The 16,618-nt window shown below is 66.6% G+C and carries 13 protein-coding genes and 1 tRNA gene; all 14 read left to right on the top strand.

The genetic code is table 11. The features are described from left to right. Nucleotide 1: 1 nt before the first annotated feature. The 14 genes from nuoI (at nt 2) to pnp (ending at nt 16,517) form a co-directional block, all read left to right on the top strand. The gene (gene nuoI, locus AB3X08_RS14035; RefSeq protein ID WP_003467418.1) at nt 2-490 is read left to right on the top strand and encodes an NADH-quinone oxidoreductase subunit NuoI; all 489 of its coding nucleotides are present in this window, start codon (nt 2-4) and stop codon (nt 488-490) included. 9 nt (nt 491-499) lie between these two features. Then, complete coding sequence (locus AB3X08_RS14030; RefSeq protein WP_369933292.1) at nt 500-1,150, top strand: NADH-quinone oxidoreductase subunit J; 651 nt, start codon at nt 500-502, stop codon at nt 1,148-1,150. Then, nucleotides 1,147-1,452, top strand: a complete 306-nt coding sequence (nuoK, locus tag AB3X08_RS14025; RefSeq protein ID WP_179563852.1) for an NADH-quinone oxidoreductase subunit NuoK — start codon at nt 1,147-1,149, stop codon at nt 1,450-1,452. Before AB3X08_RS14030 ends, nuoK begins: the two co-directional genes overlap by 4 nt. A gap of 7 nt (nt 1,453-1,459) precedes the next feature. Next, complete coding sequence (gene nuoL / locus AB3X08_RS14020; RefSeq protein WP_369933290.1) at nt 1,460-3,625, top strand: NADH-quinone oxidoreductase subunit L; 2,166 nt, start codon at nt 1,460-1,462, stop codon at nt 3,623-3,625. Between the two features lie 20 nt (nt 3,626-3,645). After that, nucleotides 3,646-5,148, top strand: coding sequence for an NADH-quinone oxidoreductase subunit M (locus tag AB3X08_RS14015; protein ID WP_369933289.1), 1,503 nt, complete (start codon nt 3,646-3,648; stop codon nt 5,146-5,148). Between the two features lie 37 nt (nt 5,149-5,185). Further along, nucleotides 5,186-6,661: an NADH-quinone oxidoreductase subunit NuoN gene (nuoN, locus tag AB3X08_RS14010; protein ID WP_369938534.1), complete on the top strand. Its 1,476-nt coding sequence runs from the start codon at nt 5,186-5,188 to the stop codon at nt 6,659-6,661. A gap of 208 nt (nt 6,662-6,869) precedes the next feature. Beyond that, nucleotides 6,870-6,946: transfer RNA gene (locus tag AB3X08_RS14005), tRNA-Met, on the top strand. Between the two features lie 206 nt (nt 6,947-7,152). Then, complete coding sequence (gene rimP / locus AB3X08_RS14000) at nt 7,153-7,779, top strand: ribosome maturation factor RimP (protein WP_369933287.1); 627 nt, start codon at nt 7,153-7,155, stop codon at nt 7,777-7,779. Further along, nucleotides 7,776-9,287: a transcription termination factor NusA gene (gene nusA, locus AB3X08_RS13995; protein ID WP_184411156.1), complete on the top strand. Its 1,512-nt coding sequence runs from the start codon at nt 7,776-7,778 to the stop codon at nt 9,285-9,287. Before rimP ends, nusA begins: the two co-directional genes overlap by 4 nt. 92 nt (nt 9,288-9,379) lie before the next feature. Further along, the gene (gene infB / locus AB3X08_RS13990) at nt 9,380-12,085 is read left to right on the top strand and encodes a translation initiation factor IF-2 (protein ID WP_369933285.1); all 2,706 of its coding nucleotides are present in this window, start codon (nt 9,380-9,382) and stop codon (nt 12,083-12,085) included. 113 nt (nt 12,086-12,198) lie between these two features. Further along, complete coding sequence (gene rbfA / locus AB3X08_RS13985) at nt 12,199-12,600, top strand: 30S ribosome-binding factor RbfA (protein WP_369933283.1); 402 nt, start codon at nt 12,199-12,201, stop codon at nt 12,598-12,600. 245 nt (nt 12,601-12,845) lie between these two features. After that, nucleotides 12,846-13,772, top strand: coding sequence for a tRNA pseudouridine(55) synthase TruB (truB, locus tag AB3X08_RS13980; protein ID WP_369933282.1), 927 nt, complete (start codon nt 12,846-12,848; stop codon nt 13,770-13,772). Between the two features lie 211 nt (nt 13,773-13,983). Next, nucleotides 13,984-14,244: a 30S ribosomal protein S15 gene (gene rpsO, locus AB3X08_RS13975; RefSeq protein ID WP_003467392.1), complete on the top strand. Its 261-nt coding sequence runs from the start codon at nt 13,984-13,986 to the stop codon at nt 14,242-14,244. A gap of 164 nt (nt 14,245-14,408) precedes the next feature. Continuing rightward, complete coding sequence (gene pnp / locus AB3X08_RS13970) at nt 14,409-16,517, top strand: polyribonucleotide nucleotidyltransferase (protein WP_369933280.1); 2,109 nt, start codon at nt 14,409-14,411, stop codon at nt 16,515-16,517. Nucleotides 16,518-16,618: the final 101 nt, after the last annotated feature.

Genomic DNA, 16,618 nt, shown 5'->3' with positions numbered 1-16,618 from the left:
GATGAATAAAGTCACCCATTACTTCAAGAGCCTGCTGCTGCTCGAGCTGCTCGGCGGCCTGTGGCTGACCCTGAAGTACACGTTCCGTCCCAAGTACACCGTGCTGTACCCGATGGAGAAGTTCCCGCAGTCGGTGCGCTTCCGCGGCCTGCACGCGCTGCGCCGCTATCCCAACGGCGAAGAACGCTGTATCGCCTGCAAGCTGTGCGAGGCGGTGTGCCCGGCGCTGGCGATCACCATCGATTCGGCCAAGCGCGAGGACGGCACCCGCCGTACCACCCGCTACGACATCGATCTGTTCAAGTGCATCTACTGCGGTTTCTGCGAGGAAAGCTGTCCGGTGGACTCGATCGTGGAAACCCACGTGCTCGAGTACCACTTCGAGAACCGCGGCGAGAACATCGTCACCAAGCCGCAGCTGCTGGCGATCGGAGACCGGCTCGAAGCCGAGATCGCCGAGCGCCGCGCCGCCGACGCCGCCTTCCGTTGAGGTCCTGAAATGGATTGGGTAAATATCGCTTTCTGGATCTTCGCCACCATCGCCGCGGTCTCCGCCGGCGCGGTGATCAGCGTGCGCAACTCGGTGTACGCGGTGCTGTGCCTGATCCTGACCTTCTTCTCCATCGCCTGCGTGTGGCTGCTGGTGGGCGCCGAGTTCCTGGGCGTGACCCTGGTGCTGGTCTACGTCGGCGCGGTGATGGTGCTGTTCCTGTTCGTGGTGATGATGCTCGACATCGATACCGCGCGGCTGCGCCAGGGCTGGGTGCGCTACCTGCCGGTCGGGCTGCTGGTCGCGGTGGCGATGCTGGTGCAGATGGTCACCCTGATCGGGGTCAAGGCGCGGACGGCGACGCCGTTCCCGGCCGACAACGCCGCTGCGCAGGCCGCCGACACCTCCAACATCGCCTGGCTGGCCAAGACCCTGTTCACCCAGTTCCTGCTGCCGTTCGAGTTCGCCGCGATCATCCTGACCGTGGCGGTGGTGGCGGCGGTGATGCTGACCCTGCGCAAGCGCACCGGCATCAAGACCCAGAACCCCGGCGACCAGGCGCGGGTCAAGGCCGGCGACCGCTTGCGCATCGTCAAGATGGATGCCGAAAAGCCCACGCTGCACACCCCGGCTCCGGCACCGCAGGAGGGCCAGCCATGATCACCCTAGGCCACATGCTGGCGCTCGGCGCGGTGCTGTTCTGCATCAGCCTGGCCGGCATCTTCCTCAACCGCAAGAACGTCATCGTGCTGCTGATGTCGATCGAGCTGATGCTGCTGTCGGTCAACATCAATTTCGTCGCGTTCTCGCGCGAACTCGGCGACGCCGCCGGCCAGCTGTTCGTGTTCTTCATCCTCACCGTGGCCGCGGCCGAGGCCGCCATCGGCCTGGCCATTCTGGTGACGCTGTTCCGTACCCGCCACACGATCAACGTGGCCGAAGTCGATTCGCTGAAGGGCTGACCCGTAGATGGAAATCACTCTCTCCAAGAGTCTGTTGATCGCAGTGGTGCTTGCGCCGCTGTTCGGCAGCATCGTCGCCGGCCTGTTCGGTCGCCAGGTCGGCCGCAAGGGCGCCCAGTCCATCACCATCCTCGGCGTCGCGATCAGCTGCGCGCTGTCGTGCTGGACCCTGTACCAGCTGGTCGGGCAGGGCGCGTCGCCGTTCAACCAGAACCTGTACACCTTCTTCGAGGTCGGCCATTACTCGGCCCACGTCGGCTTCATGGTCGATCGGCTGACCGCGATGATGATGGTGGTGGTGACCTTCGTGTCGCTGCTGGTGCACATCTACACCATCGGCTACATGGCCGACGATCCGGGCTACCAGCGCTTTTTCAGCTACATCTCGCTGTTCACCTTCTCGATGCTGAGCCTGGTGATGAGCAATAACTTCCTGCAGCTGTTCTTCGGCTGGGAAGCGGTGGGCCTGGTGTCGTACCTGCTGATCGGTTTCTGGTTCAAGCGCCCGAGCGCGGTGTTCGCCAACATGAAGGCGTTCCTGGTCAACCGCGTCGGCGACTTCGGCTTCATCCTCGGCATCGCCGGGGTACTGCTGTGGTTCGGCACGCTGGACTATTCCACCGTGTTCGCCAACGCCACCGCGGTGCTCGGCAACGAGGCCGCCGGCGGCCTGGCGCAGGTGCAGCTGTTCCAGGGCCACCCGTGGAACGTGGCGACGATTATCTGCATCTGCCTGTTCATCGGCGCGATGGGCAAGTCGGCGCAGGTGCCGTTGCACGTGTGGCTGCCCGACTCGATGGAAGGCCCGACCCCGATCTCGGCGCTGATCCACGCCGCGACCATGGTCACCGCGGGCATCTTCATGGTGGCGCGCATGTCGCCGCTGTTCGAGCTGTCGGAAACCGCGCTGAACTTCGTGCTGTTCATCGGCGCCACCACCGCGTTCTTCACCGGCCTGATCGGCATCGTGCAGAACGACATCAAGCGCGTGGTCGCCTACTCGACGCTGTCGCAGCTGGGCTACATGACCGTGGCGCTGGGCGTGTCGGCGTACTCGGCGGCGGTGTTCCACCTGATGACCCACGCCTTCTTCAAGGCGCTGCTGTTCCTGGCCGCCGGCTCGGTGATCGTCGGCATGCACCACGAGCAGGACATGCGCAAGATGGGCGGCCTGCGCAAGTACATGCCGGTCACCTACTGGACCAGCGTGATCGGCACCCTGGCCCTGGTCGGCACCCCGTTCTTCGCCGGCTTCTATTCCAAGGACACGATCATCGAGGCGGCGCAGCACCACGCGCACACCTCGCATGGCTGGATCGCCACCTACGGCTACTGGGCGGTGCTCGGCGGCGTGCTGATCACCAGCTTCTACAGCTTCCGCCTGCTGTTCCTGACCTTCCACGGCAAGGAACGCTTCCGCGATGCGCATGCGCACGAGGTGCATGCGCACCACGACAGCGCGCACGCCGATGCCGAGGTGCAGGCGCATGCGCACGACGACCACGCGCACGACGACCACGGCCATGGCCACCATGGCGCGCACGAACCGCACGAGTCGCCGTGGGTGGTGACGGTGCCGCTGGTGCTGCTGGCGATCCCGTCGATCGCGATCGGCTTCTTCACCATCGGCCCGATGCTGTTCGGCACCGACTGGGCCGGGCACCATGCCGCGGCGGCGATCAAGGGCCAGGCGGTCGGGTTCTTCAGCGGCGTCATCGACTTCTACAACCCGGCGCGCGACAGCGTCGGCGCGCTGGCCGAAGAGTTCCACGGCCCGGTCGCGTTCGCGCTGCACGGCCTGACCCAGCCGCCGTTCTTCCTGACCCTGGCCGGCTTCGCCCTGGCCTGGATCCTGTACCTGTGGAAGCCCGAGCTGGCGGCGAAGGCGCGCAAGACGTTCTCGCTGCCGGTGTGGATCCTCGAGAACAAGTACGGGTTCGACAAGCTCTGGATCGGCGGCTTCGCCGGCGGCGGCCTGGGCCTGGGCAAGGTGTCGCGTGCGGTGGATACGCATGTCGTGGACGGCGTCATGGTCAACGGCACCGCGCGCGTGATCGACCTGGCGGCCAATCTGCTGCGTCGCACGCAATCCGGTTTCCTCTATCACTACGCCTTCGCGATGATCATCGGTCTCATTGCCCTGTTGGGCGTGCTGATGCATTTCTGGCGTTGACCTGTACGGAATAAGAACACGTGTCGAACTGGCCCCTACTGACTCTCCTGATCTGGCTGCCGATCCTCGGCGGCGCGCTGATCCTCGCGTTGCGCGACGCCAAGGCGGCGCGCTGGGCGTCGCTGCTGGTCGCGTTGCTGACCTTCGCCCTCAGCCTGCCGCTGCTCACCGGCTTCGACTACGCCAGCGACGCGCTGCAGTTCGTCGAGACCCATGCGTGGATCCCGGCCTACGACATCGGCTACAACCTCGGCGTCGACGGCATCGCGATCGCGCTGATCGTGCTGACCACGCTGGTCACGGTGCTGGCGCTGATCGGCGCCTGGACCTCGATCGAGAAGCGGGTCAACCAGTACGTGGCCGCGTTCCTGATCCTGGAAGGCGTCACCGTCGGCATCTTCGCCGCCACCGACGCGATGCTGTTCTACGTGTTCTTCGAGGCGATGCTGATCCCGATGTTCCTGATCATCGGCATCTGGGGCGGTCCGCGCCGCATCTACGCCGCGGTCAAGTTCTTCCTGTACACCTTCCTCGGCTCGGTGCTGATGCTGGTCGGGTTGATCTACCTGTACCTGAAGGGCGGCAGCTTCCAGCTCGCCGACCTGTACCAGCTGTCGCTGACCTCCAAGGAACAGACCTGGTTGTTCTTCGCGTTCCTGATCGCCTTCGCGGTCAAGGTGCCGATGTTCCCGGTGCACACCTGGTTGCCGGACGCGCACGTCGAGGCGCCGACCGCCGGTTCGGTGATCCTGGCCGCGATCGCGCTGAAGATCGGCGGCTACGGCTTCCTGCGCTTCAACCTGCCGATCCTGCCCGACGCCAGCAACGAGTGGGCCTGGCTGGTGATCGCGCTGTCGCTGATCGCGGTGATCTACGTCGGCCTGGTCGCGCTGGTGCAGGACGACATGAAGAAGCTGATCGCCTATTCGTCGATCGCGCACATGGGCTTCGTCACCCTGGGCACCTTCATCGCCTTCGCCCTGGTCGGCTTCGGCAGCGCCGATGCGGCGCGCCTGGGCCTGCAGGGCGCGATGGTGCAGATGATCTCGCACGGCTTCGTGTCCGGCGCGATGTTCTCCTGCGTCGGCGTGCTCTACGACCGCATGCATACCCGCCGCATCGCCGACTACGGCGGCGTGGCCAACGTGATGCCGTGGTTCGCCACGTTCGCGATGCTGTTCTTCATGGCCAATGCCGGCCTGCCGGGGACCAGCGGTTTCGTCGGCGAGTTCATGGTGCTGATGGCCAGCTTCCAGACCCATCCGCTGCTGGCCGTCGGTGCGGGCACCACCCTGGTGATCACCGCCGCCTATACCTTGTGGCTGTACCGGCGCGTGTTCTTCGGCGAAGTGGCCAATGCGCACGTGGCCGAGCTGAAGGACATCAACGGCCGCGAGGCGCTGGTGCTGGGCGTGTTTGCGGTGGGCGTGCTGGTCCTGGGCCTGTATCCGAAGCCGCTGACCGACCTGATGGAACCCTCGATCGCAAAGCTGGCGGCGCAGATCGCCACCAGCAAGCTGTAATCGGGCCGTCGAGCGAAATGATTCCAGAGATTTGATGATGACCACCCCTGCGCTACTGCCCCTGACCGCCGTCGACCTGCCGCCCCTGCTCCCCGAGCTGGTGCTGACCGGCGGCGCCTTCGCCCTGCTGATGCTCGATCTGTTCGTCAGCGAGCGCAACAAGGCCTGGACCCACATCGTCTCGGTGGCGATCCTGGTCGCGGTGTTCGCGATGCTGCTCGCCGGCGTGGGCGGGCAGGGCGAGGTGTTCAACGGCATGTTCGTGCGCGACGCCGCCGCCGACGTGATGAAGACGGTGATCGTCGGCCTCAGCGCGTTGACCCTGATCTACGGCTGGAGCTACCTGCGCGAGCGCAAGCTGTACCAGGGCGAGATTCCGGTGCTGGTGCTGTTCGCCACGGTCGGCATGATGATCCTGGTCTCCGCCGGCAGCCTGCTGATGGTGTACCTGGGCCTGGAACTGCTGGCGCTGTGCTCGTACGCGCTGGTCGCGTCGAACCGCGACAACGGCATGGCCACCGAGGCGGCGATGAAGTACATCGTGCTCGGCTCGCTGGCCTCGGGCCTGCTGCTGTACGGCATGTCGCTGATCTACGGCGCCACCGGCACGCTGAGCCTGGCCGGCATCCACGACGCGATCGGCTCCACCCACGAGCGCACGCTGCTGCTGACCGGCACCGTCTTCATGATCGCCGGCGTGGCGTTCAAGCTCGGCGCCGCGCCGTTCCACATGTGGCTGCCCGACGTCTACCAGGGCGCGCCGGCACCGATCGCGCTGTTCATCAGCTCGGCCTCCAAGCTGGCCGCGTTCGGCATGGCCTACCGGCTGCTGGAAGTGGGCGTGGGCCCGCTGTCCGAGCAGTGGCACTGGGTGATCGGCGGCCTGGCGGCGCTGTCGCTGCTGGTCGGCAACCTGATGGCGCTGGCGCAGAGCAACCTCAAGCGCATGCTGGCGTATTCCACCGTCTCGCACATCGGCTTCCTGCTGCTCGGCATCGCCGGCGGCGGCGAGCGCGGCTATGCGGCGGCGCTGTTCTACGCGATCTGCTACGCGGTGATGTCCACCGCCTCGTTCGGCGCGATCATCGCGATGTCGCGCAAGGGCTTCGAGGCCGAGCATATCGACGACTTCAAGGGCCTGAACGCGCGCAACCCGTGGATGGCGCTGCTGGTGCTGTGCATCATGGCCTCGCTGGCCGGCGTGCCGCCGTTCCTGGGTTTCTGGGCCAAGCTGGCGGTGCTCGGCGCGGTGCTCGCGGTGCCGACCGACAACCTGTGGTGGACCGGCCTGGCGATCCTGTCGGTGCTGTGCGCGGTGATCGGCGCGTTCTACTACCTGCGCGTGATCAAGGTGATGTATTTCGACGAGCCGGTCGGCGAGCCGTTGCCGGCCAACGACGACCGCGTGCTCGGCGTGGTGCTCGGCGTCAATGCGATCGGCTTGCTGGCGCTGGGCCTGGCCTGGAGCCCGCTGATGGCGTGGTGCCAGCGCGCGTTCGCGCAACTGGCCTGAGCGCACCAAAGCGCTGTTTTCAAGCTGTTTGCGACAACGCCGCCGTCCTGGCGGCGTTGTCGTTTGTGCATCGAGCGATGCTATCGGTATTCCGTTGTCGGTCGCTTGCGGTTATCATGTCGCTCGAAGACCGGCGGCATCGCCACCGGGTCGGATGAAAATCAGGGCTTGCAATAATCGCGCTGGTTCTTCATAATTCCGCTTCTGCTGCGGGGTGGAGCAGTCTGGCAGCTCGTCGGGCTCATAACCCGAAGGTCGCAGGTTCAAATCCTGCCCCCGCTACCATATTTGTCTACAGCGGCAACCAGTTCAGCGGTTGCCTGCAGTAGGGAAATTTGGGCTTCGCGAAGACGCATGTTCCCGTCTTTGCAACCGGAATCCAGCTTTACCGGAGTCGTACCGGACAAGGGGCCCAACGGGCCCTTTGTCGTTTCCGGGGTCCGGGAAAACCGCCGGGACCGAATTCATTCATTTCAAATGCAAGGCAGGCTGTGAGCGACAAGGCAAACGAAATCGCGAATCTGCTGGGCCCGACCGTGGACGCGTTGGGCCTGGAACTGCTGGGGACGGAGTATCTGCCGGCTCCGGGCGGCGCCACGCTGCGCCTGTATATCGACGTGCCGCTGGCCGAGCAGCCCGAGCGCATCGTCAACATCGACGATTGCGAGCGGGTCAGCCGCGAAGTGTCGGCGCAGCTGGACGTGGAAGATCCGATCAGCGGCAACTACACGCTGGAAGTGTCCTCGCCCGGCGTGGACCGTCCGCTGTTCACCGCCGCGCAGTTCGCGCGCCACCAGGGCGAGTCGGCCAAGGTGGTGTTGAAGCTGCCGCAGCAGGGCCGTCGGCGCCTGCAGGGGCGTATCGCCCAGGTGGACGTGGACGCCGGCCGCATCGTGTTCGAGGTCGACGGCGCCGAACTGGCGGTGGACTTCGACAATATCGACAAGGCGCGGATCCTGCCCGACTGGGCGGCGCTGGGCCTGGCGCCGACCAAGCCGGGCAAGACCCCCAAGCAGCCGGGCAAGGCTCCCAAGCCGGCCGGCAAGACCGCAACACCCAATAAGAAACCATCCAACGAACCGGCAGCCGACAAGGCTGCGCGCGGAGCGAAAGAATGAGCAAGGAACTGTTGCTGGTAGTCGACGCGGTGGCCAACGAAAAGGGCGTGCCGCGCGAAGTGATCTTCGACGCGATCGAGGCCGCCCTGGCCTCGGCGGCGAAGAAGCGCTACCCCGATCAGGACGTGCTGACGCGCGTCACCATCGATCACAAGGACGGCAATTACGAAACCTACCGCCGCTGGGAAGTGGTGGCCGACGACGTGGTGATGGAATCGCCGGACCGCCAGATCCGCCTGATGGATGCGGTCGACGAAGCCGAAGGCGTGGACGTCGGCGACTACATCGAAGAGCAGATCGAGAACCCGGATTTCGGGCGCATCGCCGCGCAGGCCGCCAAGCAGGTGATCGTGCAGCGCGTGCGCGAAGCCGAGCGCCAGCAGGTGGTGGACGCGTGGAAGGACCGCATCGGCGAGCTGGTCACCGGCGTGGTCAAGCGCGCCGAGCGCGGCAACATCTATGTCGATCTGGGCGGCAACGCCGAGGCCTTCATTCCCAAGGACAAGGGCATCCCGCGCGACGTGCTGCGCGCCGGCGACCGCGTCCGCGGTTACCTGGCCGAAGTGCGTTCGGAGCCGCGCGGCCCGCAGCTGTTCATCAGCCGCGCCGCGCCGGAATTCATGATCGAGCTGTTCAAGCTGGAAGTGCCGGAAGTGGGCCAGGGCCTGGTCGAGATCAAGGCCTGCGCGCGCGATCCGGGCGACCGCGCCAAGATCGCGGTGCTGGCGCACGACACCCGCACCGACCCGATCGGCGCCTGCATCGGCATGCGCGGTTCGCGCGTGCAGGCGGTGTCCAACGAGCTCAACGGCGAGCGCGTGGATATCGTGTTGTGGAACGACAACCCGGCCAATTTCGTCATCAACGCGATGGCGCCGGCGGAAGTGCAGTCGATCATCGTCGATGAGGAAAAGCACTCGATGGACCTGGCGGTGGCCGAAGACCGGCTGGCGCAGGCGATCGGCAAGGGCGGCCAGAACGTGCGTCTGGCCAGCCGCCTGACCGGCTGGCAGCTCAACGTGATGACCGCCGAGCAGGTCGCGGCCAAGTCCGAGGCCGAGCAGACCGTCGCCCGCCAGCTGTTCATGGACAAGCTGGAAGTGGACGAGGAAATCGCCGCGATCCTGGTCGCCGAGGGCTTCAACTCGGTCGAGGAAATCGCCTACGTGCCGGTCGGCGAGTTGCTGGCGGTGGAAGGCTTCGACGAGGACATCGTCGAGGAGCTGCGGGCCCGTGCGCGCGATGCGCTGCTCAACGAGGCGCTGGCCGCCGAGGAAAGCGACGACAGCGGCGTGCCGGCGGCGGATCTGCTGTCCCTGGAAGGCATGGACGAGGCCACCGCCTACGCGCTGGCCAGCCATGGCGTGCGCACCAGCGAGGACCTGTCGGATCTGGCTGCGGACGAAATCCTCGAATTCGGCATCGAGGACATGGACCAGGAGCGCGCCGCTGCGCTCATCCTGGCAGCCCGTGCCGAGGAGATCGCCCGATTGGAACGCGGCGAATGAGTCAGCGATGAATGCCGCCCTGAACCGATCAGGGCTTAGAATCCGCGCTACCTTCGCACGCGAGGGGGCGCCAACCAGATCATAGGATCCGAATGTCGCAGCAAACCACCATCCGCAAGCTGGCCGAACTGGTGAATACGCCGGTCGATAAACTGCTGGTTCAACTGGCCGAGGCCGGGATGAAGTTCAGCGGTCCCGACCAGGTCGTGACCAGTACCGAAAAGATGAAGCTGCTCGGCTTCCTGCGCCGTACCCACGGCAAGACCGACAAGCCGGTCGAGGAAGAAGCCCAGGCCGCGCCGAAGAAGATCACCCTGAACCGGCGCAAGCTGCAGGAAGTGACGGTCAGCGCCGGTCGCAGCAAGACCACGGTCAATGTCGAGGTCCGGCAGAAGCGTACCTACGTCAAGACCGCCGAAGACCTCGCCGCCGAGCGCGCGGGCACGTCGTCGGGCGGACGGGTGGATGACGAGCGCGCCGAGATCCTGCGCAAGCTGGAGGAGTCCAAGCAGCGCAATCTGGCCGAGCAGCAGAAGCTCGCCGAACAGGACCGCGCGCGCGCCGAGGAAATCGAGCGCAAGCGCAAGGCCGAGCAGGATGCGCGCGACCGCGTGGAAGCCGAGCGCAAGGCCGCACAGGCCGAGGTGGAAGCCGAGTCGGCGCCGCCGGCCGCAACCGCGCCTGCGTCTACCGCCAGTCCGAATGCCGGTGCCGGCAGCGCCGCCGCCGCCGCGCCGCGCGCGCCGCGCCCGGCCGGCGCACCGCACCATCCGCCGAAGCCGGCCGCGCCGCGCAGCGACGACCGCAACGCCGGCAACAAGCACAAGACCCGCGGCTCGCACGTGATGGTCGCCGGCGTCGAGGACGACGACAGCACCAGCCGCTTCGCCGGCCAGCTGCACCTGTCCGCCGCCGATCGCGCGCGCCGTTCCAACGTGCGCGGCAAGCCGCGCGGCGGCAACAGCGGCGGCCGTCGCCAGCCCGAGCCCTCGCGCAGCGGTGGCGGCGCGCATGGGTTCGAGCGTCCGACCGCACCGGTGGTGCGCGAAGTGGCGATCGGCGACACGATCACCGTGGCCGACCTGGCGCAGAAGCTCGCGCTGAAGGGCGGCGACGTGGTCAAGGCGCTGTTCAAGATGGGCGTGATGGCCACCATCACCCAGTCCATCGACCACGACACCGCGGCGCTGATCACCGAAGAGCTCGGCCACAAGCCGGTGCGCGCGGGCAGTGCCGATGCCGAGGACGCGCTGCTGGCGCACACCGAGGACGAGCAGGGCGAGAAGCGCCCGCGTCCGCCGGTGGTCACCATCATGGGCCACGTCGATCACGGCAAGACCTCGCTGCTGGACTACATCCGCCGCACCAAGGTCGCCTCGGGCGAAGCCGGCGGCATCACCCAGCACATCGGCGCGTATCACGTCGAAACCGATCGCGGCGTCATCAGCTTCCTGGATACCCCCGGCCATGCGGCCTTCACCTCGATGCGCGCGCGCGGCGCCAAGCTGACCGACATCGTGGTGCTGGTGGTGGCGGCCGACGACGGCGTGATGCCGCAGACGATCGAGGCGGTCAAGCACGCCAAGGCGGCCGGCGTGCCGCTGATCGTGGCGGTCAACAAGATCGACAAGTCCGGCGCCGATCCGCTGCGGGTCAAGAACGAACTGCTGTCGCAGGACGTGGTTGCCGAAGAATTCGGTGGCGACACCCAGTTCGTCGAAGTCTCGGCCAAGACCGGCGCGGGCATCGACACGCTGCTCGACGCGATCTCGCTGCAGGCCGAAGTGCTGGAACTGAAGGCGGTGTTCGAGGGCCGCGCAAGCGGCGTGGTGATCGAATCCTCGCTGGACAAGGGCCGTGGCCCGGTGGCGACGGTGCTGGTGCAGCAGGGCAGCCTGAAGCGCGGCGACTACCTGGTGTGCGGCGTGCAGTACGGCCGCGTGCGTGCGCTGTTCGACGAGACCGGCAAGCAGCCGGACTCCGCCGGCCCGTCCATCCCGGTGCAGGTGCTGGGCCTGTCCGGCGTGCCCGATGCCGGCGACGACTTCGTCGTGGTCGACGACGAGCGCCTGGCCAAGGACGTGGCGCAGCAGCGCGAAGCCAAGCGCCGCGAATCGCGCCTGGTGTCCTCGGCGGGCAGCCGCATGGAAGACATCATGTCGCAGCTCGGCAAGGGCGAAGGCCAGCTGTCGCTGAACCTGGTGATCAAGGCCGACGTGCAGGGTTCGGTGGAGGCGCTGAAGCAGTCGCTGGTGGCGCTGTCCAACGAGCAGATCCGCATCAACGTGATCCATTCCGGCGTCGGCGGCATCACCGAGTCCGATGCGAACTCGGCGCTGGCGTCCAAGGCCACGGTGATCGGCTTCAACGTGCGTGCCGACGCGTCGGCGCGGCGCATCATCGAGACCAACGGGATCGACCTGCGCTACTTCTCGATCATCTACGACGTGATCGACCAGGTGAAGCAGGTGGCGTCCGGTCTGCTCGGCGTGGAAATCCGCGAAGAGATCATCGGTACCGCCCAGGTGCGCGACGTGTTCCGCAGCTCCAAGTTCGGCGCGGTCGCCGGCTGCATGGTGGTGGAGGGCGTGGTCAAGCGCAACAAGCCGATCCGCGTGCTGCGCGACAACACCGTGGTGTTCGAGGGCGAGCTGGAATCGCTGCGCCGCTTCAAGGAGAACGTCGACGAGGTGCGCAACGGCACCGAGTGCGGTATTGGCGTGAAGGCCTACAACGACGTCAAGCCGGGTGACCAGATCGAGTGCTTCGAGCGCATCGAAGTGCAGCGCACGCTTTAAGAGCCGGGATTCGGGAATCGGGATTGGGGAATGGGAGGAGCGGGGCGCAGCAGGTGCGTCGCTCGTCCCAGGCCTTTCCCGGTTTCTTTATTCCGAACAGAGAGATTTTCGCTATGCCCACCAAATCCTTTCACCGTACCGATCGCGTTTCCGCGCAGATCCGCCGCGACCTGGGCACGATCGTGCATTCGGCCGTGCGCGATCACGGCCTGCCGTCGGTCAGCGTGTCCGACGTCGAAGTCACCCGCGATATGGCCCATGCCAAGGTGTTCGTCACCGCGTTGATGCCCGAGCGCTCCGTCGAGGCGGTCAAGGGCCTGAAGGAGCTGGCGCCGCAACTGCGCAGCGAACTGGCGCGGGCGATGAAGCTGCGCCACGTGCCCGAACTGCATTTCCACTACGACGATTCGGTCGATCGCGGCGAGCGCATCGACAACCTGCTGCGCGACATCCCCGAATTGCAGCAAGCCGAAGGCCACGACGGCGACGACGAGCCGGCTCCGTCCAAGGAGTGAGCGCGCGCACGATGCGCAAGCATCGCTGCGGTGCGCAACCGGCGTTGGCGAGCGGCAGGCAGCACTTGTCTGCATCGATCGCCATGCCGCTCCAGCATCTCCGCCTGCGGTAGCCGCAGCCGCGATCCGCCGCCGCTAGGCGGCTGTTTCCCAAGTCCGGCCTGCAGCCGCGCAGGCCTCACCGTTCGACTCCCGATTCGGCGTTCCCGGGTCCCGAGTCTCGAGTCCCCGGTCCCGATTCCTCCATGCCCGTCTTCGGCCCCCGACTGCCCCGCATCTCCTTCCGCCGCCTCGACGGCATCGTGCTGCTCGACAAGCCGGCCGGCATGAGTTCCAACGCGGCGCTGCAAGCGGCGCGGCGGCTGTTCCGTGCCGAGAAGGGCGGCCATACCGGCAGCCTGGACCCGCTGGCCACCGGCCTGCTGCCGCTGTGCTTCGGCGAGGCGACCAAGCTGGCCGGGCTGCTGCTGGGATCGGCCAAGGCCTACGACGCCGAGATCGTGCTCGGCGTGAGCACCGACAGCGACGATGCCGATGGCGCGGTGCTGCGCACCCGGCCGGTGCCACCGATCGACGCGGCGACCCTGCAGGCGGCGCTGGCGCCGCTGCGCGGCCGCATCCGCCAACGCGCGCCGATCTATTCGGCGCTGAAGCAGGGCGGCGAGCCGCTGTACGCCAAGGCGCGCCGCGGCGAAGCCATCGAGGCGCCGGAGCGCGAGGTCGAGGTGCATGCGATCGACGTGCTCGCCCACGACAACGAGCGCCTGCGCCTGCACGTGGCCTGCGGTTCCGGCACCTATATCCGCAGCCTGGCCCGCGACCTGGGCGAGGCGCTGGGCTGCGGCGCGCATATCGCGGGCTTGCGCCGCTTGTGGGTGGAGCCGTTCCGGCAGCCGCAGATGGTGACCCTTGAGCGGCTGCAGCAATTGGCCGCGCAAGAGCCGGAGGCCCTGGAGGCGCTGCTGCTGCCGCTGGCCGCCGGCCTGGTCGATTTTCCGCCGGTGCGCCTGGATCATGCTGCGGCGCAGCGTTTTCGCATGGGGCAGCGGCTGCGCGATGCCGCCTGGGCGCCCGGTGCGGTCGCGGTGTTCGGCGACGACGGCGTGCCGCTGGGATTGGGCCAGATCGATGCCGGCGGGCTGCTGGCGCCGCAGCGCATGTTCAACCTCTGATCCGGCGCCTGCCGGGCGGCCGCGGCGGCCGCCATACGGCCGGCCTGGCCATGACGCGGCGTTAACACCTTGTCCGTACCGGCTGGGGCCGGTACAATTCGGCGGCCTTTACGGCAACCCTGCGCTCCGGCGCAATCCTTCGCAATCGGCGAGCCAGGCGGTGCGTCATCAGCACGTTCCTGCCGGCCCCGCATCTCAGAGAAAACACACCATGTCCATCGACACCCAGAAAGTCATCGAAGAAAACAAGCGCGGCGCCGCCGATACCGGCTCCCCGGAAGTGCAGGTCGCCCTGCTGACCGCGCGCATCGAGCTGCTGACCGGCCACTTCAAGACCCACAAGAAGGACCATCACAGCCGCCGCGGCCTGCTGCAGATGGTCAACCGCCGCCGCAGCCTGCTCGACTATCTGAAGAAGAAGGATGGCGAGCGCTACAAGGCGCTGATCGAGAAGCTCGGCCTGCGTCGCTGAGTCAACGAACCCGACCGCGGCGCAGTGATGCGCCGCGGTTTTGTTTTGGGTAGTACCGTGGCCCGGGGAATGCTCCGCGCCGCCGGCCGGATCCTCCCGGCCACCCGCCAGCGGCATGGGCCGTCAGCGGTCCATTCGAAGACAGCATCATCCAAGGAAACCCCGTGGCAAAAATCACCAAAACCTTCCAGTACGGCAAGCACACCGTCACCCTCGAAACCGGCGAGATCGCCCGCCAGGCCGGCGGCGCCGTCATCGTCAAGATGGACGACACCGTACTGCTGGTCACCGCCGTCGCCGCCAAGAGCGCGCGCGAAGGTCAGGACTTCTTCCCGCTGACGGTCGACTATCAGGAGAAGTTCTACGCCGGCGGCCGCATCCCCGGCGGCTTCTTCAAGCGCGAGGGTCGTGCGACCGAGAAGGAGACGCTGATTTCGCGTCTGATCGACCGTCCGATCCGTCCGCTGTTCCCGGAGGACTACAAGAACGAAGTGCAGATCATCGCCACGGTGATGTCGATGAACCCGGACATCGACGGCGACATCGCCGCGCTGATCGGCGCCTCGGCCGCGCTGTCGCTGGCCGGCACCCCGTTCAAGGGCCCGATCGGCGCCGCCAAGGTCGGCTACAAGAACGGCGAATACATCCTCAACCCGACCGTCACCGAGCTGAAGGATTCGCAGCTGGAGCTGGTCGTGGCCGGTACCGCCAATGCGGTGCTGATGGTCGAGTCCGAAGCGGCGCTGCTGTCCGAAGAAGTGATGCTGGGCGCGGTCACCTTCGGCCACCGCGAAATGCAGAAGGTCATCAACATCATCAACGAGCTGACCGTCGAAGCCGGCACCAAGCCGTCGGACTGGGTCGCTCCGGCGAAGAACGAAGGCATGATCGCGGCGCTGAAGGAAGCGGTCGGCGATCAGCTGGCCTCGGCGTTCCAGGTGCGCGACAAGCTGCAGCGCCGCGACGCGATCTCGGCGATCAAGAAGGACGTGCTGGCGCAGCTGGCGCCGCGCGCCACCGTCGAAGGCTGGGTCGCCGCCGACCTGGCCAAGGAATTCGGCGAGCTGGAATACCAGACCATGCGCGGCTCGGTGCTGAGCACCAAGGTGCGCATCGACGGCCGTGCGCTGGACACGGTGCGTCCGATCAGCGTCAAGGCCGGCGTGCTGCCGCGTACCCATGGTTCGGCGCTGTTCACCCGCGGCGAGACCCAGGCGATCGTGGTCACCACGCTGGGCACCGCCCGCGACGGCCAGGTGATCGACGCGGTCAGCGGCGAGTACAAGGAAAACTTCCTGTTCCATTACAACTTCCCCCCCTACTCGGTGGGCGAGTGCGGCCGCTTCGGCGCGCCGAAGCGTCGCGAGATCGGCCACGGCCGCCTCGCCAAGCGCGGCGTGCTGGCGGTGATGCCGAGCATGGAAGAGTTCCCGTACACGATCCGCGTGGTCTCGGAAATCACCGAGTCCAACGGTTCCTCGTCGATGGCTTCGGTCTGCGGCAGCTCGCTGGCGCTGATGGACGCCGGCGTGCCGGTGAAGGCGCCGGTCGCGGGCATCGCGATGGGCCTGGTCAAGGAAGGCGAGGACTTCGTGGTGCTGTCGGACATCCTGGGTGACGAAGATCACCTGGGCGACATGGACTTCAAGGTCGCCGGTACCGCCGAAGGCGTGTCCGCGCTGCAGATGGATATCAAGATCGAAGGCATCACCGAAGAGATCATGAAGCAGGCCCTGGCGCAGGCCAAGGCCGGCCGCCTGCACATCCTCGGCGAGATGGCCAGCGCGCTGACCACCCCGCGTTCGGAGCTGAGCGACTACGCGCCGCGCCTGCTGACGATCAAGATCCACCCGGACAAGATCCGCGAAGTGATCGGCAAGGGCGGCTCGACCATCCAGGCGATCACCAAGGAAACCGGCACCCAGATCGACATCCAAGACGACGGCACCATCGTCATCGCCTCGGTCAACGCGATCGCTGCGCAGGCCGCCAAGGCGCGCATCGAGCAGATCACCTCGGACGTGGAGCCGGGCCGCATCTACGAAGGCAAGGTCGCCAAGATCATGGACTTCGGCGCGTTCGTCACCATCCTGCCGGGCAAGGACGGCCTGGTGCACGTGTCGCAGATCTCCAGCGACCGCGTCGAGAAGGTCAGCGACGTGTTGAAGGAAGGCGATCTGGTCAAGGTCAAGGTGCTGGAAGTCGACAAGCAGGGCCGCATCCGCCTGTCGATGAAGGCCGTGGAAGAAGGCGAGGGCGTGTCGGCCGAGTAAGCCGTCCGCATCCCGCGCTGCACCAAGGAAAAAGCGGGCTTCGGCCCGCTTTTTTCATGGGCGGCGTTTGCGTAGGAAGCGCGCCGCGAGCGGTCGCAATG

Origin of the sequence: Xanthomonas sp. DAR 34887 (genome assembly GCF_041245805.1) — a bacterium.
In the GTDB taxonomy this organism is placed as follows: Bacteria; Pseudomonadota; Gammaproteobacteria; order Xanthomonadales; family Xanthomonadaceae; genus Xanthomonas_A; species Xanthomonas_A tesorieronis.
Note: the sequence above shows the minus strand (reverse complement) of the source record. Positions and strands in the feature narration are given on the sequence as shown.

Excerpts from the sequence above, each read along its gene's own strand:
- nuoI (WP_003467418.1), top strand. The coding sequence starts at position 2 with ATGAATAAAGTCACCCATTACTTCAAGAGCCTGCTGCTGCTCGAGCTG.
- AB3X08_RS14030 (WP_369933292.1), top strand. The coding sequence starts at position 500 with ATGGATTGGGTAAATATCGCTTTCTGGATCTTCGCCACCATCGCCGCG.
- nuoK (WP_179563852.1), top strand. The coding sequence starts at position 1,147 with ATGATCACCCTAGGCCACATGCTGGCGCTCGGCGCGGTGCTGTTCTGC.
- nuoL (WP_369933290.1), top strand. The coding sequence starts at position 1,460 with ATGGAAATCACTCTCTCCAAGAGTCTGTTGATCGCAGTGGTGCTTGCG.
- nuoN (WP_369938534.1), top strand. The coding sequence starts at position 5,186 with ATGACCACCCCTGCGCTACTGCCCCTGACCGCCGTCGACCTGCCGCCC.
- nusA (WP_184411156.1), top strand. The coding sequence starts at position 7,776 with ATGAGCAAGGAACTGTTGCTGGTAGTCGACGCGGTGGCCAACGAAAAG.
- infB (WP_369933285.1), top strand. The coding sequence starts at position 9,380 with ATGTCGCAGCAAACCACCATCCGCAAGCTGGCCGAACTGGTGAATACG.
- rbfA (WP_369933283.1), top strand. The coding sequence starts at position 12,199 with ATGCCCACCAAATCCTTTCACCGTACCGATCGCGTTTCCGCGCAGATC.
- truB (WP_369933282.1), top strand. The coding sequence starts at position 12,846 with ATGCCCGTCTTCGGCCCCCGACTGCCCCGCATCTCCTTCCGCCGCCTC.
- rpsO (WP_003467392.1), top strand. The coding sequence starts at position 13,984 with ATGTCCATCGACACCCAGAAAGTCATCGAAGAAAACAAGCGCGGCGCC.